At 38.6% G+C, this 22,606-nt stretch carries 22 protein-coding genes; 19 read left to right on the top strand and 3 right to left on the bottom strand.

Annotated features, from left to right (window positions below):
- Nucleotides 1-4 precede the first annotated feature (4 nt).
- The 4 genes from ACK8HY_RS20365 (at nt 5) to ACK8HY_RS20350 (ending at nt 4,969) form a co-directional block, all read left to right on the top strand.
- Nucleotides 5-853 (top strand): FixH family protein, encoded by an 849-nt coding sequence (locus ACK8HY_RS20365; protein ID WP_416134621.1) that lies wholly within the window; start codon nt 5-7, stop codon nt 851-853.
- Nucleotides 854-919: 66 nt separating this feature from the next.
- Complete coding sequence (locus ACK8HY_RS20360) at nt 920-1,417, top strand: c-type cytochrome (RefSeq protein ID WP_416134620.1); 498 nt, start codon at nt 920-922, stop codon at nt 1,415-1,417.
- A 121-nt stretch (nt 1,418-1,538) separates the two neighbouring features.
- Nucleotides 1,539-3,695 (top strand): TonB-dependent siderophore receptor, encoded by a 2,157-nt coding sequence (locus ACK8HY_RS20355; RefSeq protein ID WP_416134619.1) that lies wholly within the window; start codon nt 1,539-1,541, stop codon nt 3,693-3,695.
- A 218-nt stretch (nt 3,696-3,913) separates the two neighbouring features.
- Complete coding sequence (locus ACK8HY_RS20350; protein WP_416134618.1) at nt 3,914-4,969, top strand: Rpn family recombination-promoting nuclease/putative transposase; 1,056 nt, start codon at nt 3,914-3,916, stop codon at nt 4,967-4,969.
- A gap of 124 nt (nt 4,970-5,093) precedes the next feature.
- Here ACK8HY_RS20350 and ACK8HY_RS20345 read toward each other — a convergent pair whose 3' ends face one another.
- Complete coding sequence (locus ACK8HY_RS20345; RefSeq protein ID WP_416134617.1) at nt 5,094-5,792, bottom strand: DUF1963 domain-containing protein; 699 nt, start codon at nt 5,790-5,792, stop codon at nt 5,094-5,096.
- A gap of 125 nt (nt 5,793-5,917) precedes the next feature.
- On the opposite strand from ACK8HY_RS20345, the gene ACK8HY_RS20340 reads away from it, so the two are divergent.
- The 6 genes from ACK8HY_RS20340 to ACK8HY_RS20315 all read left to right on the top strand — a co-directional run bounded on the left by ACK8HY_RS20340 (nt 5,918) and on the right by ACK8HY_RS20315 (nt 9,591).
- Nucleotides 5,918-6,232: a hypothetical protein gene (locus ACK8HY_RS20340; protein ID WP_416134616.1), complete on the top strand. Its 315-nt coding sequence runs from the start codon at nt 5,918-5,920 to the stop codon at nt 6,230-6,232.
- A gap of 114 nt (nt 6,233-6,346) precedes the next feature.
- Nucleotides 6,347-6,871, top strand: coding sequence for a hypothetical protein (locus ACK8HY_RS20335; RefSeq protein ID WP_416134615.1), 525 nt, complete (start codon nt 6,347-6,349; stop codon nt 6,869-6,871).
- Nucleotides 6,868-7,632, top strand: coding sequence for a hypothetical protein (locus ACK8HY_RS20330; RefSeq protein WP_416134614.1), 765 nt, complete (start codon nt 6,868-6,870; stop codon nt 7,630-7,632). Before ACK8HY_RS20335 ends, ACK8HY_RS20330 begins: the two co-directional genes overlap by 4 nt.
- A 90-nt stretch (nt 7,633-7,722) precedes the next feature.
- On the top strand, nt 7,723-7,998 hold the full coding sequence (locus ACK8HY_RS20325) for a hypothetical protein (protein WP_416134613.1): 276 nt from the start codon (nt 7,723-7,725) through the stop codon (nt 7,996-7,998).
- 264 nt (nt 7,999-8,262) lie between these two features.
- Entirely contained in the window at nt 8,263-8,781 is a 519-nt protein-coding gene (locus ACK8HY_RS20320) for a hypothetical protein (protein ID WP_077433814.1), read from the top strand.
- Between the two features lie 186 nt (nt 8,782-8,967).
- Nucleotides 8,968-9,591 (top strand): hypothetical protein, encoded by a 624-nt coding sequence (locus ACK8HY_RS20315; protein WP_077433812.1) that lies wholly within the window; start codon nt 8,968-8,970, stop codon nt 9,589-9,591.
- An 86-nt stretch (nt 9,592-9,677) separates the two neighbouring features.
- Here ACK8HY_RS20315 and ACK8HY_RS20310 read toward each other — a convergent pair whose 3' ends face one another.
- The gene (locus ACK8HY_RS20310; RefSeq protein ID WP_416134612.1) at nt 9,678-10,187 is read right to left on the bottom strand and encodes a dihydrofolate reductase family protein; all 510 of its coding nucleotides are present in this window, start codon (nt 10,185-10,187) and stop codon (nt 9,678-9,680) included.
- An 89-nt stretch (nt 10,188-10,276) separates the two neighbouring features.
- Between ACK8HY_RS20310 and ACK8HY_RS20305 the strand changes: the two genes are divergently transcribed.
- The 6 genes from ACK8HY_RS20305 to ACK8HY_RS20280 all read left to right on the top strand — a co-directional run bounded on the left by ACK8HY_RS20305 (nt 10,277) and on the right by ACK8HY_RS20280 (nt 13,983).
- Complete coding sequence (locus tag ACK8HY_RS20305) at nt 10,277-10,618, top strand: winged helix-turn-helix transcriptional regulator (protein WP_416134611.1); 342 nt, start codon at nt 10,277-10,279, stop codon at nt 10,616-10,618.
- Between the two features lie 129 nt (nt 10,619-10,747).
- The gene (locus ACK8HY_RS20300) at nt 10,748-11,125 is read left to right on the top strand and encodes a hypothetical protein (RefSeq protein ID WP_416134610.1); all 378 of its coding nucleotides are present in this window, start codon (nt 10,748-10,750) and stop codon (nt 11,123-11,125) included.
- A 95-nt stretch (nt 11,126-11,220) separates the two neighbouring features.
- On the top strand, nt 11,221-11,793 hold the full coding sequence (locus ACK8HY_RS20295) for a Crp/Fnr family transcriptional regulator (RefSeq protein WP_077435765.1): 573 nt from the start codon (nt 11,221-11,223) through the stop codon (nt 11,791-11,793).
- Between the two features lie 89 nt (nt 11,794-11,882).
- The gene (locus ACK8HY_RS20290) at nt 11,883-12,404 is read left to right on the top strand and encodes a YceI family protein (RefSeq protein ID WP_077433804.1); all 522 of its coding nucleotides are present in this window, start codon (nt 11,883-11,885) and stop codon (nt 12,402-12,404) included.
- A gap of 10 nt (nt 12,405-12,414) precedes the next feature.
- The gene (locus ACK8HY_RS20285) at nt 12,415-13,482 is read left to right on the top strand and encodes an NAD(P)H-dependent flavin oxidoreductase (protein ID WP_416134609.1); all 1,068 of its coding nucleotides are present in this window, start codon (nt 12,415-12,417) and stop codon (nt 13,480-13,482) included.
- A gap of 225 nt (nt 13,483-13,707) precedes the next feature.
- Nucleotides 13,708-13,983 carry a hypothetical protein gene (locus ACK8HY_RS20280; protein WP_416134608.1) on the top strand — a complete coding sequence of 92 codons (276 nt, stop codon included), beginning with the start codon at nt 13,708-13,710 and terminating at the stop codon, nt 13,981-13,983.
- 407 nt (nt 13,984-14,390) lie between these two features.
- On the opposite strand, the gene ACK8HY_RS20275 is transcribed toward ACK8HY_RS20280, so the two are convergent.
- Nucleotides 14,391-16,757: an ABC transporter permease gene (locus tag ACK8HY_RS20275; RefSeq protein WP_416134607.1), complete on the bottom strand. Its 2,367-nt coding sequence runs from the start codon at nt 16,755-16,757 to the stop codon at nt 14,391-14,393.
- A gap of 902 nt (nt 16,758-17,659) precedes the next feature.
- Here ACK8HY_RS20275 and ACK8HY_RS20270 point away from each other — a divergent pair.
- From ACK8HY_RS20270 to ACK8HY_RS20260, 3 genes are all read left to right on the top strand, one after another.
- On the top strand, nt 17,660-18,142 hold the full coding sequence (locus ACK8HY_RS20270; protein ID WP_416134606.1) for an RNA polymerase sigma factor: 483 nt from the start codon (nt 17,660-17,662) through the stop codon (nt 18,140-18,142).
- Nucleotides 18,143-18,213: 71 nt separating this feature from the next.
- On the top strand, nt 18,214-19,029 hold the full coding sequence (locus ACK8HY_RS20265) for a FecR family protein (RefSeq protein ID WP_416134605.1): 816 nt from the start codon (nt 18,214-18,216) through the stop codon (nt 19,027-19,029).
- 80 nt (nt 19,030-19,109) lie between these two features.
- Nucleotides 19,110-22,580: a SusC/RagA family TonB-linked outer membrane protein gene (locus tag ACK8HY_RS20260; protein ID WP_416134604.1), complete on the top strand. Its 3,471-nt coding sequence runs from the start codon at nt 19,110-19,112 to the stop codon at nt 22,578-22,580.
- Nucleotides 22,581-22,606 lie beyond the last annotated feature (26 nt).

The following is a 22,606-nucleotide window of genomic DNA, read 5'->3' as shown; positions in this document are numbered from 1 at the left end:
TTCAATGAATTTATCAAAACAAGTATTCCAATTTCTCGTGGCACTTTCGGTCGTCCTATCTGCTATTGCCTGTACTGAACAGAATTCCCAGAAAAAACATGTTGGTGCCCATGATGCTACGACACCTGCTATTCCAGACGAATCCGACCTAATTGCTATCGCAGATACCGCGTACAATGGCTTAACATTTAAGGTCTATGCCGATGCTAAACTTTACAATAAATATCATACGGTTTATTTACAGGTAAGGGACAAAGATGGTAAACCCTTCAATAGTTCATCACTTGACTATTACCCACAGATGGATATGGGACTGATGAAGCATGGAGGACCTTTTGAACATCCTGTCGCCCTAGGCGAGGGCTGGTACCGGGGGGCAATGGTGTTTATCATGGCCGATATACCGGATATGGGACCGGGTTGGCATTTGTATACAATTCTTGAAACGGAAGGGAAAAAGGATACCATAGCCATAAAACTTCCCGTATCCGCTGCAAAGACAATGCGGACGATGAGTTCCGGTACACGGGATGATAGCCGCGTATTTATATCCAATCTGCTGCCGGATACCCTAAAGCAAGGCAAGCATCCTATCAAATTTCTGATGAGTAGGATGGAGCACCATGATTTTCCACCATTGGACGGATACCTCATCAAGCTGAAAACAAATATGCCAGCTATGGGGCATGGCTCATCGGGTAATAAGGATGCTGAATCCATTGGACAGGGTTACTATGAAGGAGAAATAAACTTTTCCATGGCCGGCCAATGGGAAATTATCGTTGAGTTGTGGAAAGACGGCAAGAAAGCAAATCAGGATGATATCAAATATCAAGTCTACATCTTTAAGTAAAAATTGGGGCGGTTACTGGCTGTCCCATATTTCATAAAGTTTTTAATCACCATAACATAAAGAGAAATGAACAAACGAATCAACGTAATCCTTTCCTGTCTCGGTATCATCGGGATAATCGCCTGCGGAGGCAATGGAGACAAGAAGAAAGAAAGCAACAGTAGTACGACAGCAAACCAATCAGCAGCTCCAACAGAAGCAGCAATATTGGATTTTAAATCAGATGGATCCAAAGGAGTGGGGCCTGTTAGCGCTGTCGAACGCAAACCATTTGACGCACAGCTAGCCAATAAAGGCCTGGAGCTCTTTGTGTCCAAATGTGCCATGTGCCACGATTTCGAACGTACCTTGGTGGGGCCTTCGTTGGATGGCGTTGTAAAGCGGCGTACGCCAGAGTGGATCATGAATATGATGCTGGATCCCGCGGCTATGCTCGAAAAAGACGCCGATGCAATAGCGCTGAGCAAAGGTTTCAGTTCTCCTATGATTAGCTTAGGACTGCAGCAGGACGAAGGCAGAGCTATTTTGGAATATTTGAGAGAACGTAACAGCGCTGCGAAATAAGCCCAGCTATGCAAACCCGCAAAATCAGATTGTTGTTAGTACCAGGATGGCTTGAGCTATATTGTTACAGGCAACAAATCTGTTGTGGGTATATATTGGTCAAATTTAATTTATTATACCCTTGAAAACGCTATACTTAAAGTCTTTTTTAATTTTTACGCTTCTATTTACAATTTTTAGCGCCGATGCGCAGGCGCACCATGCTGATACGCTATTGCCAAAACAGCTTGACTCTGTTTTTATTAAATCCCAGTTTAGGAAAGATAGGTCTAGCTATCAGTCAGCAAGGATAAACATACCTGATTACGAGAATCCACAGGTTACAACAAGTGTAGGTATCAACCTGACTAAAAATAGAAACTATTATACCCAGACAGCTATGTTGGCAAATGCAGCGGGGGTGACACCCAGCTGGGCAGGGGTTGCACCGTATTTCACTATTCGTGGATTTCGGACCAGGAGCAATTTTAGAAATGGCCTCAATGCTTACCTACACTATAGCGATGACAATAGCAATATACAGCAGCTGGATGTAATCAAAGGACCGAGTGGTACCTTGTTTGGTGGTACAAATATGGCTTTCGGGGGATTGATCAATGTTCTCACCTATATTCCCGTGGATAGTACATTTACAACTATTTCGCTCGCAGCGGGCAACAATGCCCTGCACCGTGGCAGTGTTGAAATAAATACAGCACTTGATTCAGCACACAGATCCCTGTTCAGAATGTTTGCGACATTCACCTCCAGAAAGAGTTTCCAGGATCAGGGATTGAATAAAAGCCTTTTTCTGGCACCAAGTTTTAGCTACCAGCTGAGTCCTGACCTTAAGGTTAGGATCGAGGCCGAATTCTTGCGGAGAAATACCACCAATAATCCTTTGTTTACACCTGGCAATCCCCTTATCGGCGGCGTTGCCACAAACGTACAGCATGCGAACGATCTCCATCTGGACTACTTCAGTTCTTATACGAATAACAGCTTGCTATGGCGAACCTCCTCACTCAATTTTTATGGAAAGATAAGCTATGCCATTTCGCCGTTCTGGCAGTCTGAAACAAACCTCGCCAGTACAAACAGCACGTCCAATGGCGATTATCAGACAAACCTGCTGCTCAACAATAATACTGCTGTAGCAAGGAAGGTATTACACTATGAATCCGAGGATATCAGCAACTATCAGGTTCAGCAAAACTTTATCGGTAATTTTAAGCTAGGAGGCTGGGACAATAAATTACTGATCGGTCTTGACTACCAGCGCTATAGTTATGCGGCAAATTATAAAAATGCAGGTTATGTGGATACAGTATTTCTTGCTGATCCTTCGGCTACAGCAAATTTATTTCATGCAGACCTGATCCGCGGTATCGTACTTTCCAGGCAGCCCAACAATTCGGTCGCTCCTCAGAACAGCTACTCGGCTTACATTTCAGATGTCATCAAACCCACCGATGCGTTGACGCTGATGTTCAGTGCCCGATACGACAGATTGATCAATTTGGGTACGAAGGATCTGTTGACTGCCGTTACAACTGCCGATTATAAGCAATCGTCCCTTACGCCTAAAATAGGTCTGACTTATCAGCTTGTTCCAAAAATTATAACAGTTTTTGGAAATTATATGAGCGGATTTCAAAATCTCGCACCGACAAGTGCCAACGGCATTTTATATAATTTCAAACCTCAATACGGCAACCAGTTCGAGTCCGGTGTCAAAATTGCGGTTCCCAACAATGCCCTTGACCTTACACTGAGCTACTATGATATCCGTGTACGCAATTCGGTGATTACAGATCCAGCGGATGCCACAAAATATATTCAGGGAGGAAAACAGTATAGTCGTGGTGTAGAGTTCGATATACAGTCCGAACCTCTGACCAATTTTTTTATCCATGCGGGTGGAGCGTACAACGCTAGTAAGTTAACGGTTGCTGATGCTGCCGTTCAGGGATTAAGGCCTGTAAATGCTGGTCCAAAATGGTCTTTCACCTGGTATGCTAGCTATGAACTGCCGGCAAATAAGGATAGCAAGTGGAATGTTGGGTTAGGAGGAAATTATGTTGGTCAGGATCTGATTATTAACAGTACAAGTGCTGGAAGTTTTTATACAGACGCTTATACACTTTGCAATGCTAATATAGGTTATGTTTATCGACAATTTCAATGTAAATTGACCGCCGAAAATCTATTTAATACCCGTTATTATTATGGAGGTAGGGGTTTTATCACTCCTGGTAACCTGCGGCAATGCATTTTGGCTATGGCCTTGCATTTTTAGTGCTGTGATCTTATCATCTACAATAGTTTATCTGTGCTTCTAAAACATCAGTATTTAAAAGATAAGGCAGAGAATCCGGAAAATGTAACTTTTCAGCTCTGCGATTGATTATCAATATAAATTACTTTCTTGTCTGTGTTCTTTTTTTTTTTGCTAATTATGTTAGTATTTTTAAATCTATTATTGTATATTTGCCTGATAACCAATTAATAAGCATTATGGCTAAATCAAAAAGACATTTAGGTAGGTATGTAGATCCACGTACCGATTTCGGTTGGAAATTTTACTTTGGTAGAGAGGACAACAAAATCTTACTAATTGAGTTTCTCAATAGTCTATTTCATGGAGAGAAGATAATTTCGGATCTGAGATACAAGCCTGTAGAACAAGATGGCGACTATGAGGAAATGCGTCGTGTTGTATTTGATTTACATTGTATCGGCAACGATGGCGAGGTTTTCATCATTGAGATGCAGCAGCTCTTTCAAGAATTTTTTAAGGACCGCGCGGTGTATTATACCTCACGTCTGATCAATAAACAATTAGCGCGAGGCAAGAAAGGTAGTGATTATTACCTACCGGAGGTTTACTTTATTGGTATTTTGGAGTTTGACATGGACAGAAACGGAAGTTCTGGTATATCCCGTGTCACAGAACGCCCTTATTTCTATGATGTGGCGCTGTGTGACAAATTGACCAAAGAAATATTTTATGATAAATTGGGGTATAAAATGATTTCGCTTCCATTGTTCAATAAACAGCCAGAGGAACTAAAGACAGTGATGGATCAATGGTTGTACTTACTTAAACACTTGAGTACCATGGATAGATTGCCATCATTTTTGGATAAAAGAATATTTGGTCTTATCTTTGAGATAGGAGAGATAGGTAAATTAACGGAGGAGGAACTCATGTCATACGAAGCAAGTTTAAAACATAAGCGCGATGCGGAGAGCGTATTCAATTCGGCCTTGAAATCCGGAGAAGCTTTAGGTCACGCTAAAGGTTTGGCGGAAGGTAAAGCTAAAGGTTTGGCGGAAGGTAAAGCTAAAGGTCTGGCAGAAGGTAAAGCTAAAGGTCTGGCAGAAGGTAAAGCTAAAGGTTTGGCAGAAGGTAAAGCTAAAGGTCTGGCAGAAGGTAAAGCTAAAGGTTTGGCAGAAGGGGAGCGCAAAAAAGCGCTTGAGACTGCTAAAGCATTTAAGGAAATGGGACTACCTATAGCTGATATCGCTAAAGGCACAGGGCTTTCAGTCGAAGAGGTCGAAAAACTCTAAGGTTCTATAATTGCAGCTATCTTAAAGGTTTTCTGTCTTCTGTCTTGCATAACGGAATTAATTCTATTTGCGAAAAAGTCCTTAATTAATTCCCAGTTACCTATATTTGTTATCTGCTATTTTTTTAATAAAAGTCACAGTAGAAATTCCATTCTTCTGTTTTCGCATTTTTAGCAAAATACATCGTTCCGCTATCAACTACATTCAAATTTGCTTTGTCGTCGGATGCAATTTGAAATACAAATTCAAAGTCGTTGCCAAAATATACGCCTGGTTGACAAAAGCTTGGATAACCTCCAAGTTTGTGTCCATATTGATTCTCAGCTATATCATAGTAACCTTCAATTATTCCAGAATCTTCAAGTTTTAATATTTCATTTTCCATTTCACTTGTTAAACCACCTCCATCCCACACAGGATAATCTTCTTCTATTTTTGAAGGTTTTAGGGGGAATGGTTTTAGTCCTGAATCAGGATTGTATAATTCTTTAATTATTAATTTGTCTGATTTTTTATATTCGCGCAATAGCCATTCTTTTCCGTTGGCTGTAATATCCATTGGAAGTTCTTCTGCTACAAAAACAGTAATCACCTTTGTATCAGCTAAAATATCAGGTCTAATTTCAATATCTTCTAAGCAAAGTTGGAACAAAGGAAACATTAGATTTCCATTTTTGTCTTTCGGAATTTCTTCATCTTCTTTGTATAAGTAAACTTTTCCTATCCAACTTTCAGAAATAGAATTTGTAGGCCTAAAACCTCCTGTTTTAAATTCTATAGCTTTTCTTACAATCTGTTGCTTTATTTTTTCTACTTCATTCATTGTGAATCGCGTTTGGGCAATTGCAGGTAATAACTGTATTAGCGAAACTAATATACTAAAAGTAGTCTAGGAAGTGTATCAGATCTGATGCAAATTCTTATTTTTAATCATATTTGAAACTCCAGATGAAGCCATTAGAAGAAATTGATGTTTTTATTTTTGATACATTAACAGGTATTCTGTTTGATAAAGTGCCCGAGTACAAGAAAATTGTTGAAATGGGAGAAGATAGTTTTTTCTCAGATCGTTCAACATACTTATTTATGAATGAATTTGCGACATATCTTGGTGGCCAGATCGTAGCAGATCGCACAAGCCCTTTTGTCGAAAGTTCCTTTGATTATATCAATTATATTGGGCAAAGTCACAACTGTGAAATCATCAATATCGTGCATGTTGGTATCCTCGAAATATTATACACGGAGGAGGGAGTTGATTGAGAATGGGTCAAGATGAATCTCAGTGAAAAGCTACAACCTTATTTCAAAGCTTGGTCAAATTATTATAGGTAGGATATTATATTAGAACAGCAATTTATATCATATTTACATGTAATGAGAAAAGTAGTATTTCAAAACATAGACGAGAAAACAAAAAAACTTATGCTTTGTCAGGCAGAAGGCGGAGTTTATCTTTTTGGTTATTACAGCTTACAGGATAGTTCTGCAGATTGGGATCATTTCTCTTACACTATGGAAGATGCAATGGAATGCTGCTTTGAAGAATATGGTGTTAATCGAGAGGATTGGATAATAATTGAAGATCAACCTAAAAATTGTCAACAGGACTTTATTATTCCAACAAGGATAAAAGGCAGAGAAGATGGAAATCCTGCGTTCGGACAATTACAACAATTCATTAAAGGACAGTGGGCAGACTATGAAATACCAGCGAAATGTATAAGTTTTGGTGGACATACAGGTGACCAGAGATTATTGACCACCGGACTTGTATTTGAGTATGAGAAGGCTTTAATCGAAGATAAGGAAAAAGCAATAAAAATTTTGACAGCAGTAAACTTTGAAAGACCTTTGATTGATCAATTATTGGATAAACATAACACGAACCAGCACCTATGAAATTAAATGAGATAAAAAATATACAAGATTTCCAGCGATTTCTATTCCAACAAAAGAATGAAAATTTTGTTCAGCCAGATGATTCTGATTATTCAAAAACAGTCTGCGGAACTGATTTCAGATCTGAAATTCTGTATATTTTACCATCGACTCAAACATTGGAAAATATCCGGTTTTATGACAACCTGAAAATTATCACCATCAATAACTATAAGATTGACCGTAGAAATCTTGAGATATTGAAAAAGTATAAGAATAATTTAATAGATGTTAGCCACTTACATATTTGGAACATCAAACAAAATGATTTGGATTTAATTTCATTGTTTCCAAATTTGACACATTTATTAATTTCACATGTCAAAAATGCAGACTTTTCATTTAACCGCTTAGATGAACTAATGAATTTGACCACGCTTTGTCTTTTAAGTCTAAACAAAGTATCAGACTTCAATTTCTTGCCAAACGTTTCAAAATCCAGAATTAAAAACCTTTCATTAACTTATACTTCAAACCTTAAAAGCTTGAATGGGATTGATAAGTTCGAAAACCTTGAACACTTATCCCTCTTTGCATCAACAACAGAGAGCAACAAAAAAGTGGATCTTGAAGATTTATCAGGAATTGAAAAACTATCAAAACTTAAAACATTTGAAATTGGTTATTTTCGGTTTAACAATACGGAAATGGCCAACAGACTTTCGGTTTTAACGGAATTAAAAGAGTTTGTTATTGATAATATCAAATATGCAAATAAATAACAAATGCGTTTGAATGAAATTACTGGTCTTATCTAGCGATTATGAAGTATAAAATATAGAGCCACGAATCCTAATAAAGATAACCAAGATATGAAGATACAATTGACAATGATTGTCCTGCTGACAACATTAACATTGACCAGCTGTGGACAAAATAATGATCATAAATCTGTACATAACTCGGCAGATACCACTTTTATAAAGTCATTGGAAAAAAGGGAATTAGGGAAAAGTAAATATTCTATTTCTTTACCCACAGATTATGCTATAGATGAAACCAATGGAGAAGATTTTTCCGTTTACTATTTTAATCCTGCTGACACTACAAATCATACAGGTATTTCGGGGGGGCTTGTATTTCGGTAATCATCCTAGCCAATTTCCAGCTAAAAGCAAAAGTTGCAAAACCGAGCATCTGAAAAATGAAATATTTGATCAAGATGTAAGCTGGACCATTTATAACTGTAATGGAGACTATTCAATTCAAAGCATAATGTATAGCAAAAGCGGCGAGGGATGGAATGAATTGGTTCATATGTTTGGCAATGCAAAATCGACTGAAGATCTGGACAAATTACTGTTTATTTTTTCGTCAATGAAAAAAATGGTAAACATAACAGAATTAGAAAGATGAAAATTAACTATTCGTTTGTAGTATTTTTATATACCTATTTGCACCAAATAGACCTTTCTTTAGATAGAAGTAGGTGGGAACCTCTTGGTAATCTGAGGGATTTTTATCGAAGCCAAATTTCTCCTCAAAAAGTTGCAAATTATCTCATTGATAATTTGGGACTAGATGTTAAAAAATTGAATAATTTGATTTTTATCGGTGAAGAGTCTTTGTGGGATAAAATTAAAGATTCATTATTATCTTCCTTCAAGAGAGATGTTATTTTGGAAGACGATAAAATATACTTTTTATGTCAGAAATTATTGCTTTTGGATAATTTCTTAGCAGATGGAGAACAAGTGCACAAATTAGAAATTGAGAAATTAAGGATAGAGTTTTCTAAACTAAATTATGGTACAGTCAAATTTAAACTTGCAAAAAAAGATCGTTTAAAGGCGAACAACATTGAACATTTCCTACAAAATAAAACATTGAGCACAATTAAAATTTGTGAGTTTAATAAAGGTTATTTTTAGATCAAAAGCTTATGCAGTTAAAAAAAGCACATGTGATATTTATGAAATACCATTTATTGGAATGTCAAATGAAGATTCTATTTTTAAAAATAGAATCTTTTCAGAATTTATTGAGGGGCTTACCTAATGTTTAGAAACAACTTAAAGTTTAGTATCCAACAATTTATTTCCGCAAAATAAGAGCATATGATAGAAATCAACAAACATCAAAATATGCGCACGCTTGCCATTGCACTATTTTCGGTGGTATTTATTTTTTCGTGTATCTCTTGTACTTCCCTATCGCCTAAGTATTTAGCACAAACTGCTGCGGCGCATAGCGTTTCGATGGTACGATTGAAGGAGATATACATCTTTGATAATTATCCCCAGAAGATAATAGGCCATAATAATAGAATTGAGGAGAAGAGTGCGGCCTATAATGAATATTGCCTATGGAACTATATTGAGCCTAATTACTATAAAACTGATAGTCTGCACTATCTTTACGAAACTTCATTGGAGCTCATCAAAAAAAATAAGATCCATTTCAAACTAATTGATTCCTTAGGAAATGTCGTGCGTGAAAGAACGAGGAAAGTTAAGCCCGAATCGCAAAACTTTGTTTCTTTCAGAAATACCGACCTTGACATCTATGTATTAGTCAATAGATTCTTTACCAAAACTATTTGCTTTGCACTAGATAACCATGGTGATTTAGTCGTGCCCAGTGAGTCGACAGCAGCAGGTTTTCTTATTCTCTTTCCGCTCGCCGGCGCCCTTAACCATGATGTATATACTTATCGTCGTGTGGATACAGTCGCCAATTGAAAAATATAGATCGGAAAGAAATAATTTTAGCGGATTTGTTTCCGTAATTCAACTATTCTTGAAAGACATTTTTGGTATGTCATTTTTTAGTATTCCTTAATTAGATGCAATTGAAGAAAACCGTTTTTAAGCTTCTGTCCTTCGTACCTGAACGTTGAACTTAACTCCTCATTGTTTGCTAAAATTGCTCCAGCTCCAGTGATTATAGGACTGACGTTAAAATAGATATCTGTAATCAAATCCTTGTCTAAAAAAGCGTTGAAAGTACCTGTTCCACCTCCGACGGCTATTTCACGCACTCCTTTTGCAGACATATATGCAATTGCCTCTTCAGGACTTGCTACAGTCTTGTAGCCATCAGCCGTATAAGATTTATCGGCCAATACGATGATTTCTATTCCATTAAAATGTTCTTTTACTTGATCTGGAAAATTTAGAAAATTTTCAAATGTTTTCAATCCTATTACTACATTTCCAACCTGCCTTACAAATTGTACGTAAAATTCCATCGCTTCCAGTGGTAGTTTATGATGCGGGTTATCGGATATCAAAATTCTTCCATTAGCCGAAATGTTTGCGATTACTGTTACTTTCATAACGATTTTTTTAAAATTTCTGTACCACAAAACTATTGGATATTGAATATATATTTACTATTCATTACCTTTAGGAAAGTAACTATCTGATGTGCAATAAAAATATTGATAAAGAAACTATATTGGCATTAAAAGATGGCATTGAATTGCTCAGTGGTAAATGGAAATTTTGTATCCTGCACAATTTGCAGAAACACGGCACAATGCGGTTTAAAGATCTGCAAGAAATGGCTCAGGGAATATCCCCAAAAGTTCTATCCAACGAACTTCAGGAATTAGAAGATAATTTACTGGTTAGTAGAACGGTTAATGACACCAAACCTGTGACAGTTTCTTATGCGCTTACCGGATATGCGAAAGAAACGGAAGAAGTTGCAAATGCTTTAATTAAATTTGGTCTAAAGCATAGAGATAAAATTAAAGCAAAATGACGTTTCTAAGATTTGTAGTTTGTACTGCCTAAAAGTGGCTAAGTTCTCCAACCTTCCGACTAACTTTTCAGGCTCACTACTACCTGAAATCGAAAAAGTATACTGACACAAATTATCTTTCATATCTTCTTGGAAGCCCTTGCGGTTGGGTTATATATTGGAATTGAAGATCCAAATGGAAAAACAGATATTCATAGTCATATTCCATGTTATGGGTTAGATGATTTGGGAGCTTGCGGTGCAGAATTATCATCATTTATTGAAAATATTAAAGCTGACAATTTAGTTTTATATCAAGAAGAGGATGGAAAATATAATTGGATAGAATCATTTGAATTTGAAAACCTCGATAACTGTAAAATGTTTTCATGGAGATTAATCGCGACATCACATAATATCAGTTTTTTCCCATCCACCCGAATACATACATTTGAAAAAATAATACGGTTGTCATTATCGAAGAGTGGGTTAATCTGGAGTATTCGTGAGGCTGATAACAATATCTGATGAGCTAACGCATCATCATCCTGATTCTTTTTTTCAATAATGGAATATTTCATCATCTTGACAAGACGATGAAAGATATAAATGTAAATTTGGACATGAGTAAAATTTTGCGAGAACAGTTCCGAAAATATATCGATATAACAGATGTCGAGTTTGATTATATCTTGAGCCATTTTAGCTTTAAGAAATTCAAAAAGCATCAATTCCTCATACAGGAAGGTCAGTTCGTATTAAATGATTATTTTTTGCTCTCTGGCTGTGTGAAATCGTATTATACTGACGAGATCGGGAAAATACATATTCTTCTTTTCGCTATTCAGGATTGGTGGATCACAGATTACGAAGCCTATTATTATCAAAAGAACGCAAAAGTAAATATTGATTGTCTGGAAGATACCGAAGTGCTATGCCTTAGCAATGAAAACAGAGAAAAGCTCTGTCGCGAATTCCATCAAGTCGAACATTTTTTCAGAAAGAAAACAAACCGCAGGAACGTGGCGTTGCAAAACAGAATCCTATCGTTATTGAGCAGCTCTGCAAAGCAACGTTATGAAAAGTTTGTACAGGAGTATCCATCGTTGGTGCAAAGGTTGCCAAAGCACATTTTAGCTGCTTATCTTGGTGTAACAAGAGAAACACTGAGTCGCTTATACTCGCCAAACAATTGATCTACCTCACATTTTTTTTGTGAGGTACGTCCTTTCTATCTTTAAAGAATACCCTGAATTTTGTCTTGTCAAACTAAAAATCAAGCACAATGACAACATTTAACATTCAAACAGAAAGCAGCACTGTCAACTGGACAGGGAAGAAAGTTCTAGGCTTACACACGGGAACTATTCAAATCAAAAATGGTTTTTTGAGTTTTGAAAACGATGAGATCATCGATGGAGAAATACATATTGACATGACTTCAATTGTAATCACCGATATTTCTGACAAATCTATTTACAAGGAGTTTTTTGATCATTTAAACCACGATGATTTTTTCTCGGTCGATCAATTTAAGACAGCATCTTTGAAAATCAACAATGGAAGAAAGGAAAATATGCATTACATCATTAGTGGCGATCTGACCATTAAGAATATTACACAGCCCATTCATTTTACGGCAACTGTAGAAATATTCAGCGATTTCTTGCATGCATTGGGCGAAATCAAAATTGACCGTACGTTGTACAATATTCGGTATGGTTCCGGAAAGTTTATTCCGAATCTGGGTGACAAGTTGATTTACGATGAGTTTGTACTACAGTTCAAATTAGTTGGGCAACGCTAAATTTATTCATATGTGGACAAAAACAAAATTCACTAAACTTCTTGAGATAGATTTACCCATCGTTCAAGGTCCCTTTGGTGGAAAATTATCCTCGGAGGACCTTACAGCACTAGTTTCAAATAAGGGCGGATTAGGGTCTTACGGTGGGCAGCCTTATGGTGCTGCCGAACTTATTTCTATTTCTAGAGGCATCAGAAAATTGACCTCAAAACCATTTAACATTAATCTATGGGTTAATGATCAAGATGCTACGGCAGGAGATTTTGATGAAAGGGATTTTCAGCAAGTTATCAAACTTTTGGAGCCATACTTTGAAGAGGTCGGTGCAGAACCACCCACATTTCCTTTGCCAGGCAGTCCTAAGTTTGAGGAGCAGATTGAAGCTATTTTTGAGATAAAGCCAGCGGTTTTTAGTTTTGTTTATGGCATACCCTCTGAAACAATTTTGGAGAAATGTCGGCGCTTAGGAATTATAACGATAGGAACTGCTACTACGTTAGATGAAGCTATCGCTATAGAACATGCAGGAGTAGATGCCGTGGTAGCCACAGGATTTGATGCAGGTGGGCATCGGGTTTCATTTCTGGATAAACCTGAGGAAAGTTTAATAGGAACGTTTTCATTGATTCCGCAAGTCGCGGATACCTTAAGAATCCCTGTCATAGGCGCTGGCGGTATTGCTGATGCCCGTGGGGTAAAAGCGGCAATGGCATTAGGTGCCGATGCGGTACAAATAGGAACTGCTTTTCTCGCTACACGGCAATCTGGTGCAAGTAAAATACATCGTGAAAAATTATTCTCAAAAGAAGCCCGTTATACAACATTGACCAAAGTTTTCACTGGAAGGTTGTCACGAGGAGTGAAAAACCGCTTGACAGAGGAGTTGAAAGAATTTCAAAATAGTTTTGCCCCTTATCCATTACAAGGAAAAATTGTCGGTAAACTGGGAGCTTATCCTGCAAATTCCGAATCGAATCCTGAATTGAAATCGTTTTGGGCGGGTCAGGCAGCCTCTATTCTCCAATATCATGATGCAGAAAAACTGATTGCAGCTATTATTGCTGAAATGGAAAGATAGTATGCCAACTACAGTCGGGATTTACGTATTTTACGTTGGCGGATCAGGTGTGGATGATCATGAAAGAATTTTTTGATAAAAGACCTCCCTTGACGGTTAACGAGGGAGGCCTTATTGTTTACTTTATTGTCTTATTAAACCTAAATAAATCAGCTACGGTTTCTCGTATAATTTCATCCTAAACCAACTTTAACTTTTTTCATGGTTATTGTAAACACATAGACAATGGATATATTTTTGGGATGGATTATCTTCTCGTTAGCAATAGGTGCTATCGGTGTTAATAGGAATATAAGTTTTGCAGGAGCATTCTTCCTCTCATTATTCCTATCGCCGGTTATTGGACTCATATTCACACCGGTGTCTAAATCAGACGATCAGGTTAAATTTGAAACAGAATTGCTATCCAATGCGAAAAAACTAACGCAGGGGCTTTTTAAAGCTGATGATCAGGGTAGGAAACAAGGGAAACTTTATCGATTTACCACAGGGAAGGGATAACGTTTTAGATTTCGACGTACATGCAGGCGAAGCCAAAGTAGTAATCAGTCCAACTGGAATTTTTGCTAGCGAAAAGATGGCCTATTCAATACGGACCCCGTCACAACTTCACATGAAAACATGACATCTACCGGAACAATCCATAGTCTAGGCGTCGGGTTTTCGGGTATGATTTTATTCGCATAGTTATTTTTTGTCTGGCAGTCGTCTAAAAACCAAATTTATAGTGAAATAAGAAAACCACTGACTTATTCTACTCTTTTACTTTGGATGTTCGTATGTGCAAAAAACACCATAAAAATCAAAGTATAAACCCAATGGTTAATATAAATAAACGGCTCATAAAAACTTAGCAACTATCTTTTATGGGCCGCTTTTTGATGTATATTGATGAAATTTTCCGCTCACTATTCATCCCGTAGACTGTCGACCGGATTGGCAACTGCCGCCCTAATGGCTTGGATGCTTACTGTTAATTGTGCAATCAACACCGCTGCCAATCCCGCTACTAAAAATACCCACCATTCTATGTTGATGCGGTAGGCAAACCCCTGAAGCCACTGGTGAATTGCCCACCAAGCCAGGGGCGAGGCGATGACCAACGAAAGCAATACTAATTTGATAAAGTCTTTCGACAGCAGCTCTACAATGCCCGTAACCGATGCCCCAAGCACTTTACGGATACCGATTTCCTTGGTGCGCTGCTTAGCAACAAATGTAGCCAAGCCAAATAAGCCAAGACAGGAGATAAAAATAGCGATACCAGTAAAGACCAAAAAAGTTCGCCCCATTTTTTCATCTGTAGTATATTGACGGTTAAACTCCTCATCCAGGAAAACATATTCATAAGGGCTTTGAGGAAAGAGTTTATGCCATTTCTTTTCTACGAAGGCCGTCGTTGAAGACAGGTCCGCAGTATTCAGTTTCAGGCTGATATAGTTAAACCGCCAGGGAACGACTGCCATAATTAGCGGTTCGATGGGCGCTTGCAGGGAACGGTAGTTAAAATTTTTATACACGCCAATAATCTGTCCCATTGCCTGAAAACCGGTGCTCAGCCGTTTGCCGATAGCCTCTTCTGGGGACGCCCAGCCAAATGCACTTACAGCTTTCTCATTGATCAAAAATGTAGTCTCTGCATCAGTTTGCATTCGTTTATCGAAAGGCCGACCAGCAATCATTTCAATTCCATACGTATTCAAAAAATTGGCATCCACAAACAGGTAATACATCGATTGGCTTTTGTCATCCGCTTCGCCCAATAAGGAAGCGCTATAATTAGCTACGGCTTTTCCGGGTATGCTGGAGGAAGCGGCAACGCTGACCACCGAAGAATGGCTGCCGAATTCATCCTTGAGCTGTTCCAGCCGGTCAGCAATCGATATACCACCCTTTATGGGCAGAATCAGTGTCTGCTCTTTGTCAAAGCCAAGCCGCTGATCTTTCATATGGTTCAACTGTTTGTACACGGTAAGCGTGCCCACAATCAAGATGATTGAAATGGTGAACTGAGACACCACCAATATTTGTCGCAGCAAGGTGCCTTTATTGCCCATATCTATTTTACCTTTTAGTACCGTCACCGGCCGAAAAGACGATAAAAACAATGCCGGATAGATGGCCGCGACGATCCCAACCAGCAAGGTAAGTCCCAGCAATAACCCTGCGAATTGAAAGGTGAAAATCTGGCCCAGGTGATAGACCTGACCGGACAGGTGTTCAAATAGGGGTTTAATCGCCAGGACAAGTAACAAGGCGGAAATAAGCGCGAATAGAGTAAGTAATATGGATTCGCCCAAAAACTGATTAAATATGCTGGTTTTAGCCGCGCCCACCGCTTTGCGGACCCCGATTTCCTTGACTCGGTTGGATGATTGTGCTGTTGTAAGGTTGATATAGTTCAGGGAGGCGATCACTATGATCAGCACGGCCAACACGATAAATATATACACATTCGCCGCGTTTCCCGGTGCTTCGGCTTCATTACTTAAATCCGAATGGAGGTGAATGCTTTTTATGGGTTGAAGAAAGTAGCGATAAGTAGTTCCCCAACCTTTTATCACATCCCCAACATAACGATTGGCAGCCGTTTCGATTTCTTTTCCAAAATCGGAAATATTGGTGTTCGGGGCAACCTTGATATAGGTGTAATACATAGTTGAATGCCAGTTCTGGATATCCTCATTAAACCAGCTTTCCTTTTCCACGGTTGCAAGCGAGGTAATCAGGTTAAACTTCAGGTGGCTGTTATCTGCTACATGTTCCATGATCCCCGTAACCTCAAACGGTTCATCATTGACAAGCACGGTTTTTCCGATAGGATCTTCCTCCCCAAAGTATTTTTTTGCCGTTTCTTCAGCAATGAGTAACGTGTTTGGCCGGTTTAATGCGGTTTCCATTGTTCCCTTGCTTAATGGAATGGTAAAAACATCAAATATCGAGGGATCGACCAGAAAGAAGTTATCTTCGTAGAAAGCATTTTTTTTGCCGTATTTTATCAGTTTATTATTCTGCCGCCATAATCGGACAGCCGCTTCCGCTTGGGGAAAATCCTTTTTGAGTGCAGGAGCGAGCGGCCCGCAGGTAGTGGCAAAAACCCGGTTGGTTTTACTGCTCTGGATATCCACGGCAACCCTGTAAATCCGATCGGACTCGGTATGATAGTCATCGTAACTTAATTCATTCCGAATATAGAAAGAAATGATCAGGCAGGCCGCTATGCCAATGGCTAATCCGGCCACATTCAAAAATGTATACCCCTTGTTTCTGTTCATATTTCGCAACGCGATTTTTAGGTAGTTTTTTATCATGTTTTTTTACTTTTACTCCGTCAGCCTATAAACAAAAATAAGATCGAAAGACCTAGTGATTTTCAGATAGGTCTAAAGAAGGCTTCATTCAACGGTTAAACGGTTTCAATAAGGTTGCCAATTGTAAAAGTGGCTTATATTCATGTGGTTAGTAATATTTTATTACGATAAGTGTTCGTATTTGAACACCCGTTGTTCGTATTCGGACAGCGGACTGGTTTCGGTTGGAATGCATATTTTTGATTAAAATATAGCCTGTTTTCCTCAAGCATTCGCAGCGTCATAATATAATGCAGAGTGTGTGAACGAGCTTATAAAGTTCTGTTTTTTTACCTAGTTCCACGATTAGCATTCTGTATTGCGGAAATTCTCATTGTATTAACATATAACTCAATAGCTAATTTACATATCTATTTTGTATTCTGCTGCAAGATGATAAATCTAACTGGAAGGTCGTTAATGGTTATGTTGCTTTCATCGATGGCTTTAAACATCACTCCTCTCCAAACTAGCAAAAATTTGAATCAAGGTGTAGGATGAATCGTTCAGGAATATCTCTTAAAGTAGGTTTATAGCTGTGTGAATTAACCAAAGGGATCGAGCAGGATAAAAATTATCAGTACATGGTGGATATCATGTTCTAAATGCAAGTTCATGTTAAGAAATTATGAAATCTGCTACTTTGCTCATATAATGGTGATAGGCTTTGTATTTTTGTCTGGTGAACTTATTGGAACAACTTAATATTCAATTTGGATTGTAGGGTTCTTACTAATTTTGTAGATTTATCTTTAAAAGGTAAAAGACCTTATCCAATTATGAGTTAGCTTTTAGACATCGTTTGTCTGGTTTGAATAAAAATCGTTATGAAGAAGGAGTACTTCAAAGACCTATTTAATAGATACCATAAGAAAGTATTTTTATTCGTTCAATACTATATTGAATCCCAAGATGATGCTGCGGATGTAGTACAGGAAGTTTTTATTCACCTGTGGCGTTATGTTCATAAGCTATATGGGGTATCCAATCCAGATGCAATAATTTTTAAAACCTCCAAACAGGAAATTGCCAATTTTTATAGAAAACAAAAGGTTCAATTTACTTCCCTTGATAGCGCATACGAGCTGACAGAAATCGAAGAGAGGTTTGACGAATCTGCCTATCAGATTAAAGTAGACAAACTGAATTTATTATTGTCAGCGCTGCCAGAACGCCGAAAAATAATGGTACTTGATAGTGTTGTGGATGAGTTAAGTTACAGTGAGATTGCTCATAAATTCAAAATATCCAAAACAGCCGTTGCTAAGCAGATCAACAAAGCCATGGCTTTTCTTCGCGCTAATTTTTAATTTTTTTCTAGATAGGGGGTGTACGATATAGGGGTATCGACGTAATAGTTTATAGATACCATCTATACGATATGGCAAAAGGGAAAAAAGATCCGAAGGAAATCTGGGATGCAATTTCAGAGGACCCCTCTGTGAAGCAAGAGACGTCTGAATCCTTATGGGAAAACATTGATCAACGTATCCAGAAAAAGGAACGGGCTAAAAGAAAAAAGAGGAAAAGTATGCTACTTATTCTTCCCGTATTGCTGTTAGGAACGTGGTTTATATTCCAACCCAAAAATGTAGCACAACAGTACACTTTTGTGACCATGAACAATCGTGATACTGTATACCTTAAAGATGGTAGCCATATCATCATGGAACCCTTTAGTGAGCTGACTATATCTCCCGAATTTGGGAGTAGTTTACGAAAAGTAGCTTTCAGAGGGAAGGGATATTTTGATATCGCTAAGGACAGCAATAAACCTTTTCAGATTGATGCAATGGATTTTGATGTTGAAGTGCTGGGTACAAAGTTTGATCTTATTCAAACGGATACCGACCATCGGGTGCAATTATTTGAGGGAAAAGTTAAGATTAATAAGGAAGGGAATACAACCTATTTAATGCCCGAAGAGGCCTGGTGTTTTAAAGCAGGATCGACACAAAAGCATTATATGCTACCATCCGCTAAGAGGACTTTTAAGTTTGACCACACTGAGCTAGCTATCGTATTACAACAACTGGAAGAATCGTACCAGATGAAAATAGCTTATCCAGATAGCCTAAAGGGCAAAGTTGTGAGTGGTGCTTTCAGTGGTAATTTTGAGGATATCCTACAGATTATATCTTTCCCATTAAACCTAAAACCGACGCGAATTAATGAACAACAATATAGCTTAAAATAAAAAAACACCGGTAACAGCCATTACCGGTGAATAAATCAATTCAAATAACTAGAATCAATTTTTCAAATCATTTCAAATTTATGAAAAAAAACAATTTTATAGCCTCTGCTATACTTTTTTCATTGTTTTGGTCCGGATTTCCTGAATCGGCAAATGCGGCTCCTTTCACCCTTGGTCAGCAGGCCAAGCTAAAATCACTGTCCTTACGCTCCGCGATCAACAACCTGGGGAAGCAGTTTGGTTACCAAGTGTACTATGTAGAAAGTGACCTGCAGGGGCTTTATGTGGAGGAAACAGCCCTTCAGTTCAAGACGATGAACGAATCCATAGATTTTCTCAAAAGGAATTTTCCGCTGGATTTCTTTGTTAAGGATAAGGTTCTTACGGTCAAACGTTTGATGAAGACAGCTAAACAACAACACATCCTAGTTGGCGTTATCCGTGATCAAGACAACAAACCTGTTAGTGGTGTTACGATAGAATTTCTGAATAGCAGCGTTAAAACATTGTCTCAAGCAGACGGGAGTTATCGACTAGCTGTGCCCAATGTGCCAGAAAAAGTTTTGATGGTTTCTCATGTGGGCTATGATACCTTCCGTACCACAATAGAGAGCCAAGATCAGCTTGACATTAAATTAAATACCAAAAATAGATTGTTGGATGAAATCGTGGTGATTGGGTATGGCGAGCAATCTCGGGCGAAAATCGTAGGTGCTGTCAGTAAGATTGACGCCAAAAGCCTAGAAAAGACTGCGGCGGCCAGTTTTGAGCAACAATTGGCAGGGAAGGTTTCTGGTGTTGTGATTAATCAGGCCGATGGCCAACCGGGAGCGAGCGCTCAAATTGTCATTCGGGGACGAGGCACATTGACTGCTGGGGCGAGTCCTTTGATTGTAGTTGATGGTTTCCCGTTATCCGAAGGAAATACATTAAACTCGATCAATCCTTCGGATATAGCAAGTATCAATATTCTAAAAGATGCTGCATCCGCAGCAATTTACGGTTCACGCGCTGCCAATGGTGTTATCCTGGTGACAACCAAGGAGGGAAAGATGGGGGCCGAAAAGACCAAAGTAGGCTTTGATGCCTATTACGGTTTCCAGCAGCAGACATCAGGCGTGAAACTTGTGGACGGTTATCAATTGGCTCAATTCCTGTCTGAAGCTCGAGATTGGGGCTATGTATCCAAAGATCCAATGAATCGCAGTGCTTCTGACCCAAATTCGGTACGTGTTACGAAAAAAATCAATGGCAAGAACATTGATGGGAGAGAGCTTTCGCTGGATTATCTAAGACCCTATCTTGACGGTCAGCAAGGTTTAACAAATACAGACTGGATGGATTTAGCGTTTCGAACAGCACCAATGTCCAACTACAATGTTAATATTAGCGGCGGCGGATCACAGTCAAAGTTCTACACCTCACTCGGGTATTTTAACCAAAAAGGAGTCGTCATTGGGTCTGATATGCAACGCTATTCTGCTGCCGTTAATTTGGAAACCAAAATATCAAGTAAACTTGATTTCGGGATTCATCTCAAACCAAGTTATACTCACCAAAATGCACGAGATCAATCTAGCAGAAGTGATGGCGCTTTGGGATTAATACCACTATCTTTCCCATTTTATAGTCCTTACAAGGCAGATGGTAGTTTGAATATCAGTGACCAATTGGTACAAGAGCAACGTATTCTGGAAGGGGTAGCGATTAATGGTACACCCGTGGAGAATTTGCTGGCGACGTCAACATTGGTCAAAAACCTCAACCAGCGGTTCAAAACATTTGGTAATATCTTTCTCAATTATGAGATTATTAAAGGATTAAAATACCGTTTTAGCCTAGGGGGTGATTACGATTCCTATTTAGCCGACTTCTATTATCCTTTAAGTGTAGGGGCATATCGGATTCCTGCACCCAGACCGGACGCAGATGGAACACAAACTCGGATATCAACTTATAATTATCTCGTAGAGAATACTTTGAATTATGACTTCCGGATTCAAAAGCACTCATTTAACGTGTTGATAGGTCATACTTTTCAGAAAGAACGGATCAATTTAAATAAAACTACGGGAACAGGATATGCGGATGACAATATCCAGAACATTGCTGGGGCGAGTGCAACAAGATCAGTTCCTAAGATTGATATGTGGACATTAGAATCCTTTCTTTCCCGTATTCAATATGATTATGATGCGAAGTATCTCGTCTCGCTAGCGCTACGCCGTGATGGTTCCTCTCGATTCGGTGAAAATAACCGATGGGGAAACTTTCCATCAGCATCCGTTGGATGGGTTATGAGCAAAGAGAATTTCTTTCCTGAAAGTGATTTTCTAAATTTTGCCAAACTAGCTTTAAGTTGGGGAAAGACAGGAAATAACCAAATTGGCAACTATAGTTCTTACGCGTTGGTTACCAATGTGAATGACTATACTAAATACAACTATGATTATCTCAATGGATCAACGGTTGCACCAGGGTATATTACGAGTACATCTTCCAATCCCAACCTTGGTTGGGAAATTGCCAATGCACAAAATATAGGCTTGGATCTAGGTTTTTTAAAAAACAGATTAAATCTCTCACTAGCTTATTACAAAACGAATACCAAAGGATTATTGCTCAAAGTACCTGTCCCGGCTCAATCAGGTTATAGTGAGGCGCTTGCAAATGTTGGAGAAATGGAGAACAAAGGTTTTGAAGCTCAATTATCCGGCAATAATTTTATGATTGGTAAGGTCGCTATTGGTTTTAATGCCAATGCTACGCGTAATAGCAACAAAGTGTTGGCGTTAGGGCCGGGTCAGAACAAGATAGCGACTGGTGTCGATCAAAATTTCGTAACTAAAGTAGGTGGTTCTATTGCGGAGATCTACGCCTATACCATTGATGGTGTATATAAAACGCAAGCCGATATTGATAATTCGCCACATCTCGACGGAACGCTGACAGGGGATTATCGCGTAATCGATGTCAACAACGATGGTAAGATCAATGTGGAGGATAAAACCTCAAAAGGTTCATATGCACCAAAGTGGACCTATGGTTTTGGCTCAGATATCACCTATAAGCGATTTAACTTTAGTTTTGATTTCGCCGGTATTTATGGACGGACATTGCTGGACGGTGATATGTCTTCACTGACTGAATCCGGCGAAGGCTTTGCTGTTCCCTCGCAGTACTATTTTGAAAACAGATATCATCCCGAAAACAATCCTGGAGGGTTTCTGGGGCAGCCTAATTTTGGTAACTTTTCCAATAGTCGAAAGCTGGTGCGCAGTTCTGTTGTTGTGCAGCGCAATAATGGCGACTATTTTCGGTTACGGAATGTGCGCCTCGCCTATACCTTTGATTCAAGCTTTTTGAAAAAGATAAAGTTAAGTGACCTGCAGCTTTATGTTTCAGGTACAAATTTATTTACCAAAACCAAGTTTAGGGGTTGGAATCCCGATGGTACCACCATGGGAAATATTTTAACATCAGGATACAATACAGGAGGAAACTATCCAATTGCGAGGACAATAACTTTTGGACTCAAAGCAACTTATTAAAGATAACCATAACAACATCGTGTAGA

Origin of the sequence: Sphingobacterium sp. NGMCC 1.201703 (genome assembly GCF_047784615.1) — a bacterium.
Lineage (GTDB): Bacteria > Bacteroidota > Bacteroidia > Sphingobacteriales > Sphingobacteriaceae > Sphingobacterium.
Note: the sequence above shows the minus strand (reverse complement) of the source record. Positions and strands in the feature narration are given on the sequence as shown.